Source organism: Phycisphaerales bacterium (assembly GCA_035627955.1).
Taxonomy (GTDB): Bacteria; Planctomycetota; Phycisphaerae; order Phycisphaerales; family UBA1924; genus JAEYTB01.
In genome coordinates, this window is record DASPKU010000019.1 from 227,635 (window position 1) to 244,750 (window position 17,116).

The 17,116-nt window shown below is 68.2% G+C and carries 9 protein-coding genes; all 9 read left to right on the forward strand.

Annotated features, from left to right (window positions below; all coding sequences use genetic code 11):
- Positions 1-54: 54 nt before the first annotated feature.
- Positions 55-10,683, forward strand: coding sequence for a filamentous hemagglutinin N-terminal domain-containing protein (locus VD997_15665; GenBank protein HYE63429.1), 10,629 nt, complete (start codon positions 55-57; stop codon positions 10,681-10,683).
- A gap of 62 nt (positions 10,684-10,745) precedes the next feature.
- Positions 10,746-11,810: a type VI secretion system protein TssA gene (gene tssA / locus VD997_15670; protein HYE63430.1), complete on the forward strand. Its 1,065-nt coding sequence runs from the start codon at positions 10,746-10,748 to the stop codon at positions 11,808-11,810.
- Positions 11,811-11,858: 48 nt separating this feature from the next.
- Positions 11,859-12,356 (forward strand): type VI secretion system contractile sheath small subunit, encoded by a 498-nt coding sequence (gene tssB / locus VD997_15675; protein ID HYE63431.1) that lies wholly within the window; start codon positions 11,859-11,861, stop codon positions 12,354-12,356.
- A 110-nt stretch (positions 12,357-12,466) separates the two neighbouring features.
- Complete coding sequence (gene tssC, locus VD997_15680) at positions 12,467-13,960, forward strand: type VI secretion system contractile sheath large subunit (GenBank protein ID HYE63432.1); 1,494 nt, start codon at positions 12,467-12,469, stop codon at positions 13,958-13,960.
- A gap of 50 nt (positions 13,961-14,010) precedes the next feature.
- A complete protein-coding gene (locus VD997_15685; protein ID HYE63433.1) occupies positions 14,011-14,514 on the forward strand; it encodes a type VI secretion system tube protein Hcp in 504 nt (167 codons plus the stop codon).
- Between the two features lie 100 nt (positions 14,515-14,614).
- Positions 14,615-15,106: a type VI secretion system tube protein Hcp gene (locus VD997_15690; protein ID HYE63434.1), complete on the forward strand. Its 492-nt coding sequence runs from the start codon at positions 14,615-14,617 to the stop codon at positions 15,104-15,106.
- Positions 15,107-15,118: 12 nt separating this feature from the next.
- Positions 15,119-15,562 (forward strand): type VI secretion system tube protein Hcp, encoded by a 444-nt coding sequence (locus VD997_15695; GenBank protein ID HYE63435.1) that lies wholly within the window; start codon positions 15,119-15,121, stop codon positions 15,560-15,562.
- A 131-nt stretch (positions 15,563-15,693) separates the two neighbouring features.
- Positions 15,694-16,590: a type VI secretion system accessory protein TagJ gene (locus VD997_15700; protein ID HYE63436.1), complete on the forward strand. Its 897-nt coding sequence runs from the start codon at positions 15,694-15,696 to the stop codon at positions 16,588-16,590.
- The gene (gene tssE / locus VD997_15705; protein ID HYE63437.1) at positions 16,583-17,098 is read left to right on the forward strand and encodes a type VI secretion system baseplate subunit TssE; all 516 of its coding nucleotides are present in this window, start codon (positions 16,583-16,585) and stop codon (positions 17,096-17,098) included. Before VD997_15700 ends, tssE begins: the two co-directional genes overlap by 8 nt.
- Positions 17,099-17,116 lie beyond the last annotated feature (18 nt).

Consider the following 17,116-nt stretch of genomic DNA (forward strand, 5'->3'; position numbering starts at 1 on the left):
AATCGCTGGTTATCGGAGCGTGCTCCGGGGCCGGCGCGATACGAGGGGTTCGTCATGGCGCAGGTGAATGGTCGTCGTCAGGGTGGTACGCAGCAGGCCGCGGCTCTGGTGAGGGCGGCGGAGTGGGTGAGCGGCGGCAACCTCCTCGGGGTGGGGAAATTTGCAGGCTGGACGCGGGCGCTAGGCGGAATTCTCGTTGCCGCCGCATGCACCCCTGCGCTGGCGGGGCCCGAGGGGGCCCAGGTTGTCCGCGGGCAGGTGGACATCACCCGCAACGGCGCTGAGACGCTGATCCGCGCCGGCAACAACAGCATCATCAACTACAAGAGCTTCAACATCGGGGCCAACGAGTCGGTGCGGTTCATCCAGCCGAGCTCGACCTCGCGGGTGCTGAACCGGATCACCACGGCCGCGCCGACGCGGATCGACGGCTCGATCACCGCCAATGGGCGGGTGTACATCGTGAACCCCGCGGGCGTGATCTTCGGCAACGGGGCGCGGGTGGATGTGAACGCGCTGTACGCGGCGGGCGGCAAGCTGAGCAACGCCGACTTCCTGGCCGGGCGCGACAACTTCACGAACCTGACGGGCCGGGTGGAGAACCAGGGCACGATCACGGTGCAGAAGTTCGCCGGGCTGGTGGGTGAGCAGGTGTTCAACTCGGGGACGATCAACGCCCCGCGCGGGACGGTGGTCATGGCGTCGGGCAGCGACGTGATGATCGGCGAGCGCACGGGCAACGTGTACGTGAAGATCAAGGCGCCGACGGGGGATGTGAAGGCGGGCACGGGCACGGCCAACACGGGCGTGGTGAACGCGGCGGGCGGGCGCGTGATCATGGGCGCGGGCGATATTTACTCCATCGCGGTGCGAGCGGCGGGGTCGGTGAAGGCCAACGACATCAGCGTGCAGGCCAGCGGCGGCAATGTGGAGGTCGCCGGCACGCTGGACGCGTCGAACGCGCGCGGCAACGGCGGCAGCATCGAGGTGCTGGGCGAACGGGTCTCGCTGGTCAACGCGAAGCTCAACGCGACGGGCCAGACCGGCGGCGGCCAGGTGCATGTCGGCGGCGACTACCAGGGCCTTGGAGACCGCGAGCGGGCCAAGGTTGTAACCGTTGACGCGGGCAGCACGATCGACGTGAGCGCGACCGAGAAGGGCAACGGCGGAACGGCCATCGTCTGGTCGGACAACTACACGCAGTTCCACGGCACGGGCCTGGCTCGCGGCGGCGCGATGGGCGGCGATGGCGGCCTGATCGAGACCTCGAGCAAGGACGTCGTGAGCCTCGACCCCGCGAAGATCGACGCGGGGAGCATCGATGGCAACGGCGGCACGTGGCTGATCGACCCGCGGAACGTGACCATCAGCAGCGGCGCGACGACGGAGATGACGCCTTCGGGCGGCAGCCCGAACACGTTCACGCCGACCACGACCGGCGCCTCGTCCAACGTAAACGTCGCGGACATCCAGACGAGCCTGAATGGCGGCACGAGCGTGATCGTCACCACCGCGCAGGCGGGCGTGGCGGACGCGGGCAACATCACGGTCCAGAACAGCATCACTAAGAGCGCGGGCGGCAACGCCACCCTGACGCTGCGGGCGCAGAACGACATTACGATCGACGCGGGCGTGACGATCTCGGCGACGGCGGGCCAGCTTGGCGTGACGCTGGAGGCCAACTCGGCCACCGGTGACACCGCGAGCGGCACGGGCTCGGTGTTCCTCAACGGCACCATCAATACCAACGGCGGGGCGTTCAGCTCCAGCGGCGTCGGGTTCACGCAGTCGGGCACGGGCGTGATCACCGCGGGCGGCGGCGTGACGATCAACCACACCGGCGCCGTGGCGCTGGGCGGGGCGATCACCGGCGGCGCGGTGGACGTGAACGCGGGGGCGGGCGGCATCAGCCTCGCGGGGAACGTCATCACCAGCGGCGACAGCGTGCGCTTCCAGGACGCGGTCACGCTGACGGGGTCGGCGAGCATCGACACCACCGGCAGCAGCAGCGCGGCCGGCGCGAACATCACGTTCGACTCAACCATCGAGGGCACCACCGCGGGCGCTGAGAACCTGACGCTGAACGCGGGTACGGGCGGGGACATTACCCTGACCGGCGCTGCGGGTGGCACGACTCGCCTGGGCGCGGTGGCGATCACGAACGCGGATGACGTGACCGCGGCGGGGCTGCGCTCGACCACGCTGACGCAGACGGCCGGCGGCGGGACGACGACGCTGGGCGGCGCGGTGGACACCGCCGGCGCGATCGGCCTGACGGCGACGAACATCACGGTGAACGGGGACGTGACGTCGGCGGCTGGCGGCATCAGCCTGGTCGCGGGCACGGCGCTCAACATCACCAATAAAGTGACGGCGACCACCGGCGACATCACGGCCACGGCGACGACGGGCACGCTGACGGTGAACAGCACCGGCGCGGAGACGGGCGAGCTGGACGCGGCTGCGGGCGACACGACTCTCGTCACCAACACGCTGACGATGACCGGCGAGGGCGGTGAGTTCCAAGTCTCGGGCGGCGGCGATGTGAACATCCGCAGCGCGGATAACCGTGGCATCCGGATCGGCGGGGGCGGCGGCGGGTTCATGAACATCGCGGCCGCGACGCTGGAGAACCGGATCGAGACCGTCGGCGGGCGCGTGATCACGCTGGGCAACAACTCGACGAGCGCGATCGAGGTGGACGAGGACCTCTCGATCGGCAACGGGCTGGCGCTGCGTTCGGCCGGCGACATCACCTGGAAGGACGGAGGCCCCGACGCCCCGACCGTGCAGGCACTGTCACTGGACGTCCGCTCGGGCATGGACGGCACGGGCAACATCGTGTTCGAGGATGACGCCGATGTGCTGACCGACAGTGCGAGCTTCCAGGCGGGCTCGCTGAACGGGACGAACAACGCCGCGACGTTTACGGGCGTGAACTTCCTGGCCCTGCGGCGGATCGCGAACACCGATGCGCCCGCGAGCGTGGTGTGGGCCTCCGACGCGGCGATCACGGCGACGCAGCTGCCCGTGCTCACGGTGCCCGCGGGCGGGATCACCTACTCGATCCGCTCCTTCGGCAGCACGGTGACGATCGGCACCGCGGCACGGATCAACGGCACGGACCTGACCATCCAGGGCGCGGGCGCCGGCACCGATATCACCACCGACGTGAGCCTGCGGTCGTTGACGCTGAACGGCACGGGTGTGTTTGACGCGGTCACGACGACGAGCGGCGGGATCAATGCCGCGGGCAACGCGACGTTCTCGGGCGCGGTGAGCGCGGCCGGGGCGATCGCGGTGTCGGGTTCCTTCGACGCGGTGTTCTCCAGCACGGTGACGACCACCGGCGGTGGGATCAGCATCGGCGACGACGTGAACTTCGGTGGGGCGGTGTCGATCACCGGCGGCAACTTCCAGTCGGGCGGCGACGCGTCGATCGCGGCGGGCCTGACCACCGATGGCACAGCGACCGTGGGCGGGTCGATCACCCGCCTGACCGGCACGCTGCGGACCGACAGCGGTGCGGTAAGCGTGACGGGCAGCGTGGCAGTCAACGGCACGGGCGCCATCGACACCACCAACGCGGGCGGCTCGGCGGGCGCGAACGTGCAGCTGGGCAGCACGCTCGACGGCACCGCCGGCGGCGCGGCCGACCACCTGACCGTCACCGCGGGCACGGGCAACTTCACCGTCACGGGCGCTTCGGGCGCGGGCCAGGTGCTGGGCGACGTGCTTATTGAGAGCGCCAACGACGTGTCGATGGGCACCGTCAACGCGGCATCGCTCATCCAGAACAACTCGGGCGGCCAGACCACGATCGGCAACATCACGACCACGGGCGCGGTGCGGTTCGGCACCGTCGGCACGCCGCTGAACGACGTCACGCTGGGCTCGGTGAATGCGTCCAGTCTGCAGGCGATCGTGGGCAACCTCAACACGGTCAACCTCGGCGGGCCGGTGACGCTGACGGGCTCGTTCATCCACTCCGGCGGCCAGCTCAACCTGAGCGGGAACATCAGCACCACCACCGGGTTCATCCAGTCGACGAATCTGCGGCTGATCGGCGGCTCGGCGATCACGCTGACGGCCAGCAGCAACAGCACGGGCATCGTGCTTTCCGCGGCGGACCTCAACGGCCAGAACCTCACGCTCGTGGGCGACCGCGTGCACTTCAACGGCGCGGCCAACAGCATCGGCGGCGCGGGCATCCTGACGATGCGACCGGTCCTGAACACCGACGGCATCACCATCGGCGCCGACGACGGCACAGCCAACATCCTGTTCGTCACTGGTCTCGCGCCGCTGGCGGCGACCCTCACCGAGGTGCACTTCGGCAACTCCACGGGCGGGGCGCACACGATCAACGTGCCCGCCTCGACCTTCCTGCCAGACGTCACGTTCTTCGGCAACACGGTGAATGTGAACGGCGACCTTTCCACGGCGGGCCAGGCGATCACGATCGATGCGGATGTATCGCTGGCGAGCGGCGTGACGATCGCGACGGATGTGGGCGACGCCGCGGGCGCGGCGATCAATATCACGGGCGACATCACCCGCACCAACGTAGCGGGCGGGCTGACGCTGTCCGCAGGCACTGACGGCGACATCGATCTGGATGGTGACGCCGGCACCTCCGGCGCGGCGCTGGCCAACTTCACGGTGACCACGGCGGACGTTGTGAGCGCGAACGACGTGTTCGCGACCACCATCAGCCAGGCCGCGGCGAACACCGCGACCTACGGCTCGCTCACGGGCGGGGCCGGCGGCATCACGCTGGTGGGCGGCGCCATGAACCTGGGCGGCGCGGCCACCAGCGGCGGCGGCGCGATGCAGGTGACCAACAGCGGCCTGCTCACGGTGAGCGGGAGCATCGCTCTGGATGGGGCGTTCCTGCAGGATGGCGCGGGGGCGACGAGCCTCACCAGCGCCGGGGCGTTCACGGTCAGCACGACCGACGACGCGATCACCTTCACCTCGGGCGTGAGCGTGAATGGCACGAGCGTGGCGTTTGACGCCGGCTCGGGGACGGTGACGGTGGGCAGCACGCTCACGGTGGGTGGCGGCGCATCGTTCACGGTGAGCGCGGACGAGATCGACTTCAATGGCGGCGCGAACTCGGTGAGCGGCACGGGCCGCCTCGTGCTCCAGCCCGGCACCGATGGCATTGACGTGGAGGTCGGCTCGGCACTGGACCAGGCCGGCCGCCTGGACCTCTCCCTCGCGGACCTGGATGCGCTGGACAACCAGTTCACCTCGGGCGTCGGCGCGGCGAACACCGCCATCATCATCGGGCGGGCCACCGGCACGCAGAACATCAACGTCAACGCGGGCACGTTCGACAATGACGTGTTCTTCCGCGGCAGCGGCACGGGCAGCGTGGCGTTCCTGGGCCCGGTGACCGGCGCAGGCAGCCTGCGGGCCGATGCCGGCGACATCACCCTGGGCGGGGACCTGGCCGCGAACGGCACGCTGGCCCTGGTGGGCGATGTGCTGCTGACCGGCAACTCCACTCTGACCACCAGCAACGACCTGATCGTGCTGACTGGCGCGGTCGACGCGCAGACCGCGGGCGTGCAGGGCCTGGACATCGACGCGGGCTCCGCGGATGTGGAACTGAACGCGGACGTGGGCGCGACGACGCGACTGGGCCTCTTCCGCGTGCTGGGCGGGCACACCAAGTACGGCCAGTCGATCACGGTGAACGCCGAGGGCGTGCTGTTCGACGGACTGATCACGGCGACCGGCTCGTCGGGGAACCGCGACCTCACGATCGACAGCGGCGCTGGCAACCTGACCCTGCTGCAGAACGTGAACGCGGTGAACGGCGCGGTGGACCTGACCGGCGCGGTGATCACCACCGTGGGCAGCATCACCGGCGGGGACATCAACGCCACGGGCACGACCCTGAACATCGGGGCGCTGGTCGCCTCGGGCCATGTGACGCTCACGGGCGATGTGGTCAATCAGGACGGCGCGGTCACGAGCGACAGCTACGTCGCCAGCAGCCAGGGCGCGATCGTCGTCAGCGACGACATCACGGCCACGGCTGTGGACGGCATCCGCATCCTCTCGGGCCTGGGCGGCGCGGGCGACCTCAGCTTCGGGGCTACGGGCGTGACGCTGACGTCCAACACGATCGAGCTCGCGGCCGGCGATGGCACGGGCGCCGCGGTGGTGAACGTGCGCGGCAACTCCCCGACCTTCGCCGGCAACAGCGGCTCGGTGAGCAGCTTCGAGGTGCGGCAGGACGGCTCCATCTCGGGCACGGACCTGGCGGAGATCACACAGTTCACCGGCGGCATCGCCGGCATGAGCTACATCCTGAACGCGGTCAACGGCTCGCTGGTGATCGCGGACTCGGGCAGCGCGGCCAACGTCGCGGGCTCGCGACTGGACCTCAGCGCACTGGACAACGTCGTCACCGGGGGCATCGGCATCAGCACCGACCTCACCCTCGAGGCGCTGCAGCTGCGGAGCGTGGTGACCTACGGCGGCGCAACGGTCGCGGCCTCCGACACCATCGTGCACGACGGCGATGTGATCATCGATGGGGGCGTGGTGTTCCGCGCGGGCGACCTGGACTTCACCGGCGCGGTGACAGGCCTGGGCGCGAACAGCACGCTGGACATCGAGACGTTCGCCGCGGGACGGGACATCTTCCTGGGCGGCGACGGCACCGAGACGGGCAGCGGCGGCACGCAGGCCCTGCATCTCACGGCCAGCGAGATCGACCTGTTCGCCGATGGGCTGACGGGCATCCGCATCGGCGGGGCGTCCAACAACGGGACGATCACCGTCAAGAGCGACGTCACCTTCAAGGACGCGCTGACGCTGCGGGCCAGTGCCGCGGGCGGATCGGTAGAGATCGAGCAGACGCTGAAGAACACCACGAGCGACGGGTCGGTGACGATTCTGGGCTCGGGGAGCACGACGACCATCAGCGGCAGCATCGTGACGCAGGGCCAGGCGATCACCATCAACGACCGCGTGGTGGTGGACGGCAGCGCCCTGCTGGACACGACCGATGCCGGGGCCTTCGCGACGGGCGCGGACGTATCGGTGGGCTTCGACGCGGGCACCGGCGACGCGATCGCCGACGCGATCAACGGCCAGGCCGCGGGCGCGGACCTGGCGGTGCGTGCGGGCACGTCGGGCGTCGTGCGTCTGGCGCGGGTGGGCGACACCCAGCACCTGGATGACCTGAGCATCAACGGCGCGCAGATACACCTGAGCTCCGTCGCTACCGACGGCGACCAGGCGTACACCGGCGAGGTGCACCTCTCCGAGCTGCTGCGGTCGCACGTCGCCGGTTCGATCGTGATTACGGGCGATCTGGTGGTTGCCGGCAACTCCACCATCCGCACCGCCGGCGATAACGCCACCGACGACATCACCATCACCGGAACGGTCAACGCCGATGACGCGGCGAGCAACCGAGACCTGACCATCGCTGTGGGCGCGGTGAACCAGGACAATGTGCAGGGCCAGGTGAGCATCGGCGGGGCCATCGGCGGCGTGCAGGCGCTCAACGATCTGGTGGTCTCGGGCGACGGCACGACGCTGCTGCGGGCCACGACCACCGGCGTGCAGACCTACTTCGGCGCGACGCAGATCGCTGGCAACATGAGCGGTTCGCGCATCGACTTCAACGACGCGTTGACGCTCGCGGCCAACGTGGTGCTGACCGCCAGCAACACCGACTCCGACGCCGAGCAGGTGGAGATCGAGACGGTCAACTCCTTCGGCGGGGCGCGCACCCTGACGATCAACGCCCTCAACACCCGCATCAACGGCGACGTGGGCGCGGTGAGCAAGCTCGCGAGCCTGACGACGGACTCGAGCGGGCGGACCCGCATCGGCAGCGCCCAGGTGCGGACGACGGGGGCTCAGGCCTACCTCGACGCGGTGCAGCTGAACAACAACGTCACCATGACCACGGACGCCGGCTCGGTGCGGTTCGCGTCGACCATCGTGTCCTTCGGCGAGAACCGCGATCTGACGGTGAACACCGGCGGCACCAGCGCGACCCAGTTCGAGGGTCTCATCGGCGGCACCACCGACGGCGAGAAGCTCCGCAACCTGACCACGAACGCCGACGGCAGCGTGGCGTTCTCGGCCAATGTGCGGACCACGGGTGCGCAGACCTACGACGATGCCACCCTGCTCAACGCCAACGTGAGCATGAGCGGCGCCAGCTTCGAGTTCGCCAGCATCAACTCCGAGGCGCTGGGGGCCCGCAGCCTCTCCATCACCAGCACCGGCAGCGTGATCGTGAACGGGGCGATCGGCCAGGGCGCCCCGGACACGGCCCTGGGCAGCCTCACGATCAACGGCGGAAACATGAGCTTCGGCGGTGTCACCGTGAACAACGCGGTGGCCCTGACCAGCACCGGCAACATCGCCCACAACGGCGACGTGCACGCCAGCACCTACACCGCGAGCGCCACTACCCTCGACCTGCTCAAGATCATCACCAGCGGCAACCAGACCATCACGGGCGGCGTGACGCTGAACGACGACCTCACCGCGACGGGCGCCGGCAGCATCACGCTCAATGGCGCGGTGACGCTCGATGACGACGTCGTCATCACCACCAACAACCAGGCCCTCAGCGTGTCGGGCGCGGTGAACGGTGCCAAGGCCCTGACGGTGAACGTCGGGACTTCCACCGCCAACTTCGCCGCGGACATCGGCGGGACCACGGCCCTCACCAGCCTGAACGTGACGGCAAGCAGCACCACCACCCGCGCGGTGGGCACGGTGGGGGCGCAGTCCTACAGCGGCGGGCTGACCACCGGGTTCAACCACACGACGACGGGCGCGGGCGACATCACCATCACCGGCGTGCTCACGCTCACCGGCGATGCGGTGTTCACCACCGCCAACGGCAACCTGCTGTACAACGGCGGGGTGTCCGGTGGCGAGTCGCTCACCAGCCACGCGGGCGGCGCGGGCAAGTTCTCCCGGTTCAGCGGGGCCAACGCGTTCCAGAAGCTGATCACCGAGGGCCAGGCCCGGATCGCCACGACCGCGATCTCCGCCAGCGAGGAGATGGACTTCAAGAACGGCGTAGTGCTCGAGACCTCCACGACCCTCACGGCGCCCAAGGCCACGTTCCGCAGCGTCATCGACGGCGCCGGCATGAACCTCACGATGAACGTCAGTGGCCTGACGGACTTCCAGGGGGTGGTCGGCGGGGCCGGGGCGCTGGGCTCGATCACGACCGACGCCTCGGGCAGCACGCGCCTGGCGGCGAACGCCACCACGGCCAGCGGCATGGTGTTCAATGACGCCGTGACGGTGGGGGCGGATATCGAGCTCCGCGGCGGCACGGGCTCACTGCGGTTCGGCAAGACCATCGACTCCACCTCTGGCACGCCCTTCTCGCTCGCCCTGTTCAGTGACGCGAGCGCCAACGGCACGCTGGCGAACACGCCCTTCGTGTTCGGCGGCAGCATCGGCAATGCCAGCGCCAGCACCCGCCTCAAGAGCCTGACCCTGTCGTTCCAGACCGACGGCAACAACGTGAACAAGGGCGCCCCGCTGGGCGCCACCGCGTTCTTTGCCACGCTCAATGGCGACGGCACGGTGGCCAAGGGTACTGACTTCCGCATCAACACCACGCAGGGCTTCACCATGAAGCCCGGCCAGAAGCTCACCAGCTTGGGCAACCTCTTCATCAACGCCACCAACACGGGCACCGTCACCCTGGGCGATCTGACCGCCCTGGGCAACATCACGGTCACGGCGGGCACGGTGAACATCCAGCTCCGCGGCGGGTCGGCGGTCAAGAACAACCCCAATGACCTCGGCGTGGACCTCGTCGCCACCGGCGACATCTCCTTTGGCGGCGTGATCCCCACGCTGCTCAACCGCTCGGGCCTCACCGAGAAGGAACGCGTCTCCTTCGCCAACAACAGCGGCGTGTTCAACATCCTCACCGGCGCGGCCACCGACCAGTTCCTGTTCCTCAAGAAGGCCAACCCGGTCGTCGAGAACAGCTTCAAGGACGGCGGCTCCTTCGCACCGCTGGACCTGACCGCCACCGGCGTGTCGGGCGTGAACGCCGCGACCATCATCGCCGGGGCGATCCCGCGCGACACCGAGACCCGCGAGGTCGCGACCCCCGTCACCGTGAGCGCCGCCCTCCGCAAGGACCTGGAGCTCATGGGCATGGGCATCAAGGACCTCGAGATCGAGGACCTCGTCGAGTTCCTCGTCGGACGTGCGTTCTACCGTGACGTGCCGCTGACGGCCCGCCCCGAGCCCAAGGACTACCGCGTGACCGTGAACCGCCTCTCGACCCCGTCGGTGCAGGCGGCGGTGGACGCGTACAAGAAGCTGGTGTTCCTGCCCGGGGACATCAACCGCACCGAGGCTATCCGCGACAGCATCGCCCTGGCGTGGGACGCTTACACGCAGCAGGCCCAGAACCCCGATGGCCTGGGCTTCCGCGAGTACCTGGAGACCAAGGCCGCCAGCGGCGGCACCGGCGAGGCCGAGGCGCTCCAGTTCCTCAACGACACCCGCATGGTGTTCGAGAAGCTGGACGAGCTGGGCCTGTCGCCGGCCGAGTCCAACATCCCCAAGATGAAGCTGCTGGGCGACATTCGCCCGCCGGCGATGGACGAGGGCCAGATTTCCACGGCGGTGCTGGGGATGCAGTTGTCCAGCCGATAAGGACGTTCCAAAACGCGGCCGGGCGTTTCCGGCATCCCAGAAGCGCAAGCTGGGGGTGAGTGGTGGCGGTAGTCAACGTCGAGAGTCTGCTCAAGCCTCTGTCGGAGGAGAACCCCGCGGGTGAGAACCTGCGCTGGGACCGCCGGTACCTGGAAATCGAGCGGCTGGCCGAGGGCAAGGAGGAGACGCAGTTCTCCGCGCCCGAGGAGCCGGATTGGCGCGAGGTGCGCGACGGGTGCGTGGAGCTCTTTGCCCGCGGCAAGCACCTGCGCGTCGCGGTGCTGCTGACCCTGGCGGCCGTGCGGCTGGAGGGGTACCCCGGCCTGCGGGACGGCCTTAAGCTCATCCACAGCCTGCTCAACGACTACTGGGATCAGGTCTTCCCGCAGCTGGACGCCGAGGACAACAACGATCCGACCGAGCGGGTCAACGCCCTGTCGGCTTTCGTGACGCCCCTGGCGACCTACGGCGACAAGATCAAGTTCCTTGACCGGGTGTTCGAGGCGCCGATCTGCCAGTCGCGGCAGCTCGGCTCGTTCTCGATGCGGGACGTGGCGATCGCGGGCGGCACGCTCGAGGTCCCCGATGATCCTGACAAACAAAAACCGACCCTGCAGGTCATCCAAGCCGCGTTCGAGGAGACCGACGCGAGCACGCTTGAAGAGATTGCGAACGCCATTGACGAGGCGTCGGGGTGCCTGGAGGGCATCGAGGCGATCTTCGACGAGAAGTGCGGCCCGGGGGTGGGGCCGAGTCCCGAGGGGTTCAAGACGCTGCTGCGGGATGCCAGCATCCAGGTGCGGCGGCACCTGGGTGGGGAGGTTCCCGCGGAGGAGAGTGCTGACGGGGGCGGCGAGGACGTCAGCAGCGGCGGTGGGGGGGGTGGTCGGCGCGGTGCCTCGCTGGATGGTGAGGTGAACTCCCCCCAGGACGCACTCTTGGCATTTGAGAAGGTTTCCCGTTACTATGCGGCCCACGAACCATCGAGCCCCGTGGCACTTATCGTCGCCGCGGCTCAGCAGATGGTGGGCAAGAGCTTTGTCGATATCTCAAAGGTTCTGACCCCCGACGTCGTGAGCATGCTGGTGACGATCAGCACGCCGCCGGAGGCGCAGTCGAGCGAGTAAACGCCCGCAGTTTGCGGAGAAGAGTGTCAGAGAAGCAAGGAGACAGGGATGGCAAAGGCCAGCAGCCAGAAGTTCATTGCACGCAACCGGGCCCCGCGCGTACAGATCGAGTACGACTTGGAGCTGTACGGCGCGGAGAAGAAGGTCAACCTGCCGTTCGTGATGGGCGTGATGGCTGACCTGTCGGGCAAGCCGGCCGACCCGCTGCCCGCAGTGGCGGACCGCAAGTTCCTCGAGATCGACGTCGACAACTTCGACGAGCGCCTCAAGAGCATGAAGCCGCGCGTGGCGTTCCAGGTTCCCAACACCCTCACGGGCGAGGGCAACCTGCCGGTGGACATCACCTTCGAGAGCATGGCGGACTTCTCGCCGGGCGCGATCGCGAAGAAGGTGGAGCCGCTGGCGAAGCTGCTGGAGGCGCGGACGCAGCTGGCCAACCTGCTGACCTACATGGACGGCAAGGGCGGCGCCGAGCAGCTCATGACCAAGATCCTGTCTGACCAGGAGCTCCTCAAGAGCCTGGCCTCGGCGCCCAAGCCGAGCTGAGTGTGAAGAAGTGACGGGCCGGCGACCTGCCGGCCCGTTTCGGTGAAAAGACGTTTCAGAGCAAGACCCCGGGCCGTCTACGGATGGTGCCCGGCGCGGAGGGATGGCAGATGGCCGAAGCACAAGCACAATCACAGGTCTCAGGCCTTCAGCTCGAGGGCAACGACCTGGAGTCGCTCCTCAAGAAAGAGTTCAAGCCCAAGACCAGCAACGCCAAGGAGGCGATCGAGTCGGCGGTGAAGACGCTGGCCTCGCAGGCGCTGGAGGGCGTCAGCCTCATCAGCGATGATGCGGTCAAGAGCATCGAGGCCATCATCGCGGCCATCGACCAGAAGCTCTCCGAGCAGATCAACCACATCCTGCACCACGCCGACTTCCAGGCACTGGAAGGCGCCTGGCGCGGTCTGGCGCACCTGGTCAACAACACCGAGACCGACGAGACGCTGAAGATCCGCGTGCTCAACATCTCCAAGAAGGAGCTTGGCAAGACCATCGCCAAGTTCAAGGGCACGGCCTGGGACCAGAGCCCCCTCTTCAAGAAGCTGTACGAGGAAGAGTTCGGCATGCCCGGCGGGCAGCCCTACGGCGCCCTCATCGGCGACTACTACTTCGACCACACCCCGCCGGACGTCGAGATCCTCAGCGGCATGGCCCAGATCGCGGCCGCGGCGCACGCGCCGTTCATCACCAGCCCCAAGCCCAGCCTGTTCAACATGGAGAGCTGGCAGGAGCTGAGCAACCCCCGCGACCTGACCAAGATCTTCCAGTCCGCCGAGTACGCCCCCTGGCGGAGCCTGCGCGAGAGCGAGGATTCGCGGTACATCGGCATGGCCATGCCCCGCGTGCTCTCCCGCATCCCCTACGGCGCCAAGACCGCGCCCGTGGAGGAGTTCTCCTTCGAGGAGGACACGGGCGCGGCCGATCACAGCAAGTACGCCTGGATGAACGCCGCCTACGCCATGGGCACGAACATCACCCGCGCGTTCAAGCTCTACGGCTGGTGCAGCCGCATCCGCGGCGTTGAGTCGGGCGGCATGGTGGAGGGCCTGCCGGTCCACACCTTCCCCACCGACGACGGCGGCGTGGACATGAAGTGCCCCACCGAAATCGCGATCACCGACCGGCGCGAGGCCGAGCTGGCGAAGAACGGCTTCATGCCGCTCTCCCACTGGAAGAACACCGACTACTCGGTGTTCGTCGGCGCCCAGAGCCTGCACAAGCCGGCCGAGTACAGCGACCCGGACGCGACGGCGAACGCCAACCTCGGCGCCCGCCTGCCCTACCTGTTCGCGACGTGCCGCTTCGCCCACTTCCTCAAGTGCATGGTGCGTGACAAGATCGGCTCCTTCAAGGAGCGCGACGCCATGTCCAAGTGGCTGAACAACTGGATCCTCCAGTACGTCGACGGCGACCCCACCAACTCCTCGGAAGAAACCAAGGCCCGCCTGCCGCTCGCTGCGGCGGAGGTCGTGGTCGAGGAGATCCCCGGCAACCCAGGCTACTACTCGAGCAAGTTCTTCCTTCGCCCGCACTACCAGCTGGAAGGCCTCACCGTGTCCCTGCGTCTCGTGTCCAAGCTGCCCTCGGCCAAGAGCGGCGGTTGATTCTCTCGCGTCTCACAGCCGCCACAACGGCAAACCAGGAGTGACTAGGCATGGCATTCGACGGATTCCTTTACGTAGAGGGGCAGAAGGGCGCCATCAAGGGCGAGTGCAAGGACAAGGACCACGCGGAGTGGATCGACATCATGTCGTTCAGCTACTCCGTGAACCAGTCCAACTCCGTTGACACCGGCGGCGGCCTCAGCGCCGGCAAGGCGCAGCTGGGCGACTTCACCTTCACCCAGAAGTACCACAAGGGCTCCCCCGCCCTGTGGGGCCTGTGCGCCTCGGGCGAGCACCTCAAGAAGGTCGAGTTCAACGCCCGCAAGTCGGCCGGCGACAACCAGTTCATGTACCTCAAGATCCTCTTCACCGACTGCATCGTGAGCAGCGTCTCCACCAGCGGCGGCTCGGACAACGAGATCCCCGACGAGACCGTCACCATCGCCTACACCGAGGTGGCCTTCAGCTACTGGGAGCAGAACGAGAAGACCGGCGGCATGAAGGGCGGCGTCGTCACCGCCAGCTACAACCGCAAGACCAACAAGCGCGGCTGATCCAGACGCCTGTTCTGGGCTTCGCATCGATCCATCACGGCGCAGGGGCGGGCACGCCCCTGCGGCCGTTTTCTGAAGGCCACGCACCCGAGAGCCGCCAATGCCCGACAACTTCGACGGCTTCCTCAAGATCACCGACGTCTCCAGCGAGTCCAAGGACCCCAAGCACGAGGGGTGGATCGACGTCGAGGCGTTCACGTACTCGGCCAAGGTCAGCGACTACACCATCGGCCAGGACGGCAAGCTGGTCGCCGACGACGCCCGCGCCGGGGCCTTCACCTTCACGCAGGGCATGCACAAGGGCTCGCCCACGCTGTTCCAGTTCTGCGTGACGCGCCGGCAGATCCCCACGGTTGAGTTCCACGCCCGCAAGGCTTCGGGGTCGTACAACTTCATCTACTTCAAGGCGATCCTGACCGACTGCCTGATCACAGACGTGGCCGTGGGCGCGGGCAGCACGCCGCTGCCCACCGAGACCATCACGATCGCGTACCGCAAGGTGCAGCTCGTGTATCGCGAGCAGGACACCCACCGCGGCACGGGGACGGGCGGCGACGTGACCATCACCTTCGACGCCGCGGCCAATCAGTAGCGGGGGCGTCGCATGTCGCTGGACGGCTACTTGTGGCTGGGCGGGGCCCAGGGGATCCGGGGGGAGGCCAAGCACTACCTCTACTCGGACTGGCTGGGCGTGCGCGGGCTGACATGGGGCGTGCGGCAGGACGCGGCCGTCAACCCGACGGGCTCGCAGACCCTGCCGACGGCCGACGTCGACGCGTTCTCGTTCACCCACGAGCTCGACCGGGCCTCCCCAGGCATTTTCCAGGCGTGTCTGCAGGGGCGGAACATCCCCGAGGTGCGGTTCGTGGTGCTCCAGCCCGACACCCGGGGCGAGACCTACGAGCGGCTGCGGATCACCTTCCGCAACTGCCTGATCACGGGGGTCGAGGTGACGGCGGAGGGGGCGAGCGTGTCGGAGACGGTGGCGATCGTTTTTGGGGAGATCGACATCCAGGCCCGCCCGCGTCCGATCGATGCCGGGCAGTAGGGCCCGGCGTAAGGGTGGGCGGCCAACGGCGTTGACAACCCGTCGGCCGCTCGCGGGCGAGTTTCGGGAGAGGTCTGAATCCTGTATTCTGCGGTCCCTGGCACGGTCGTGCCGTTTCATTGGGGAGAGGCATGACACCGGAAGAACTGCTGCGTCAAGGGAAGCTGGATGAGTGCCTCAAGGCGGTTGAGGCCCAGGTGCGGGCCAACCCCGCCGAAGCCAAGCTGCGGGTCATGCTCTTCCAGGTCCTGAGCGTCATGGGCCAGTGGGACCGGGCGCAGACGCAGCTGCAGACCTGCGCGCAGATGAACCCCGGCAACATGCTGATGGCCCAAGTCTGCAAGCAGGCGATCCTGTGCGAGCACCTGCGCAATGAGGTGTGGTCGGGCAAGCGGACGCCGCTGGTGCTGGGCGAGCCCGAGGAGTGGGTGAGCTGGGTGATCCAGGCCGCGGGGATGTCGGCCAATGGGCAGCATGACGCGGCCGCGGAGCTGCGCGGGCGTGCGTTCGACGCGGCGCCGGCGGTCGCGGGCGCGATCACGATCGGTGACGACGCGGCCCCCACACCCTTCGAGTGGATCGCCGATGCCGACGAGCGGCTGGGGCCGATGCTCGAGGCGATTGTGGACGGCAAGTACTACTGGATTCCCTGGCAGCGGATCGCGCAGGTGAAGATCGACAAGCCGACCGACCTGCGGGACACGGTGTGGCTGCCGGCCACCTTCATCTGGAGCGCGGGCGGCTCGTCGGTGGGGCTGATCCCGGTGCGCTACCCGGGCTCGGAGCAGCCGACCAACGACCCGCTCATCCGAATGGCCCGCAAGACCGAGTTCGTTGAGCGCGGCGGGGTGCAGGTGCCGCTGGGGCAGCGGCTGCTGGCAACCGACACGGGCGAATACTCGCTGCTGGAAGTGCGGGTGGTGCGCGTGGGCGATGCGCCGCTGAACCCCGAGGCGGCGGTGGCGGGGGCGAATACCGCGGGGCTGGCGATGGACAGCAGCCTGAAACCGGGGGCGGGGCATGGCTGAGCTCACGACCGCCGACAAGCTGCAGCCCAGCCTGCTCGACCGCCTGCGGGACGACGCGCCCAAGGAGCGGCAGGAGAGCCGCGACCGGCGCGTGATGTCGATGCGGCAGCTGCGCGAGGCGGTGCTGCGCGACCTCTCGTGGCTGCTCAACTCCGGGTGCCACCCGCTGGATGATGAGATCTACGAGTTCCCGCTGGTGGCGCGGAGCACGGTGAACTACGGGATGCCCGACCTCACCGGCCGCACGGCCTCCAACGTCACCCCCGACAAGCTCGAGCAGATGGTGCTGGAGGCGGTCGCCGCGTTCGAGCCGCGCATCATGCGGCGGACGCTGGCGGTGAAGGCGGTGTCGATCGAGGGGCGGCGCGGCGACTCGACCGGGAACACGGTGGGATTTGAGATCAGCGGCGAGCTCTGTCCGCTGCCGATGCCCGAGCCCCTGTACCTGCGAACGGCGCTGGACCTGGAGACCGGGCGGTGTGAGATCAAGACGGGCACGAAGGCATGAGAGACTGATACAGGACGA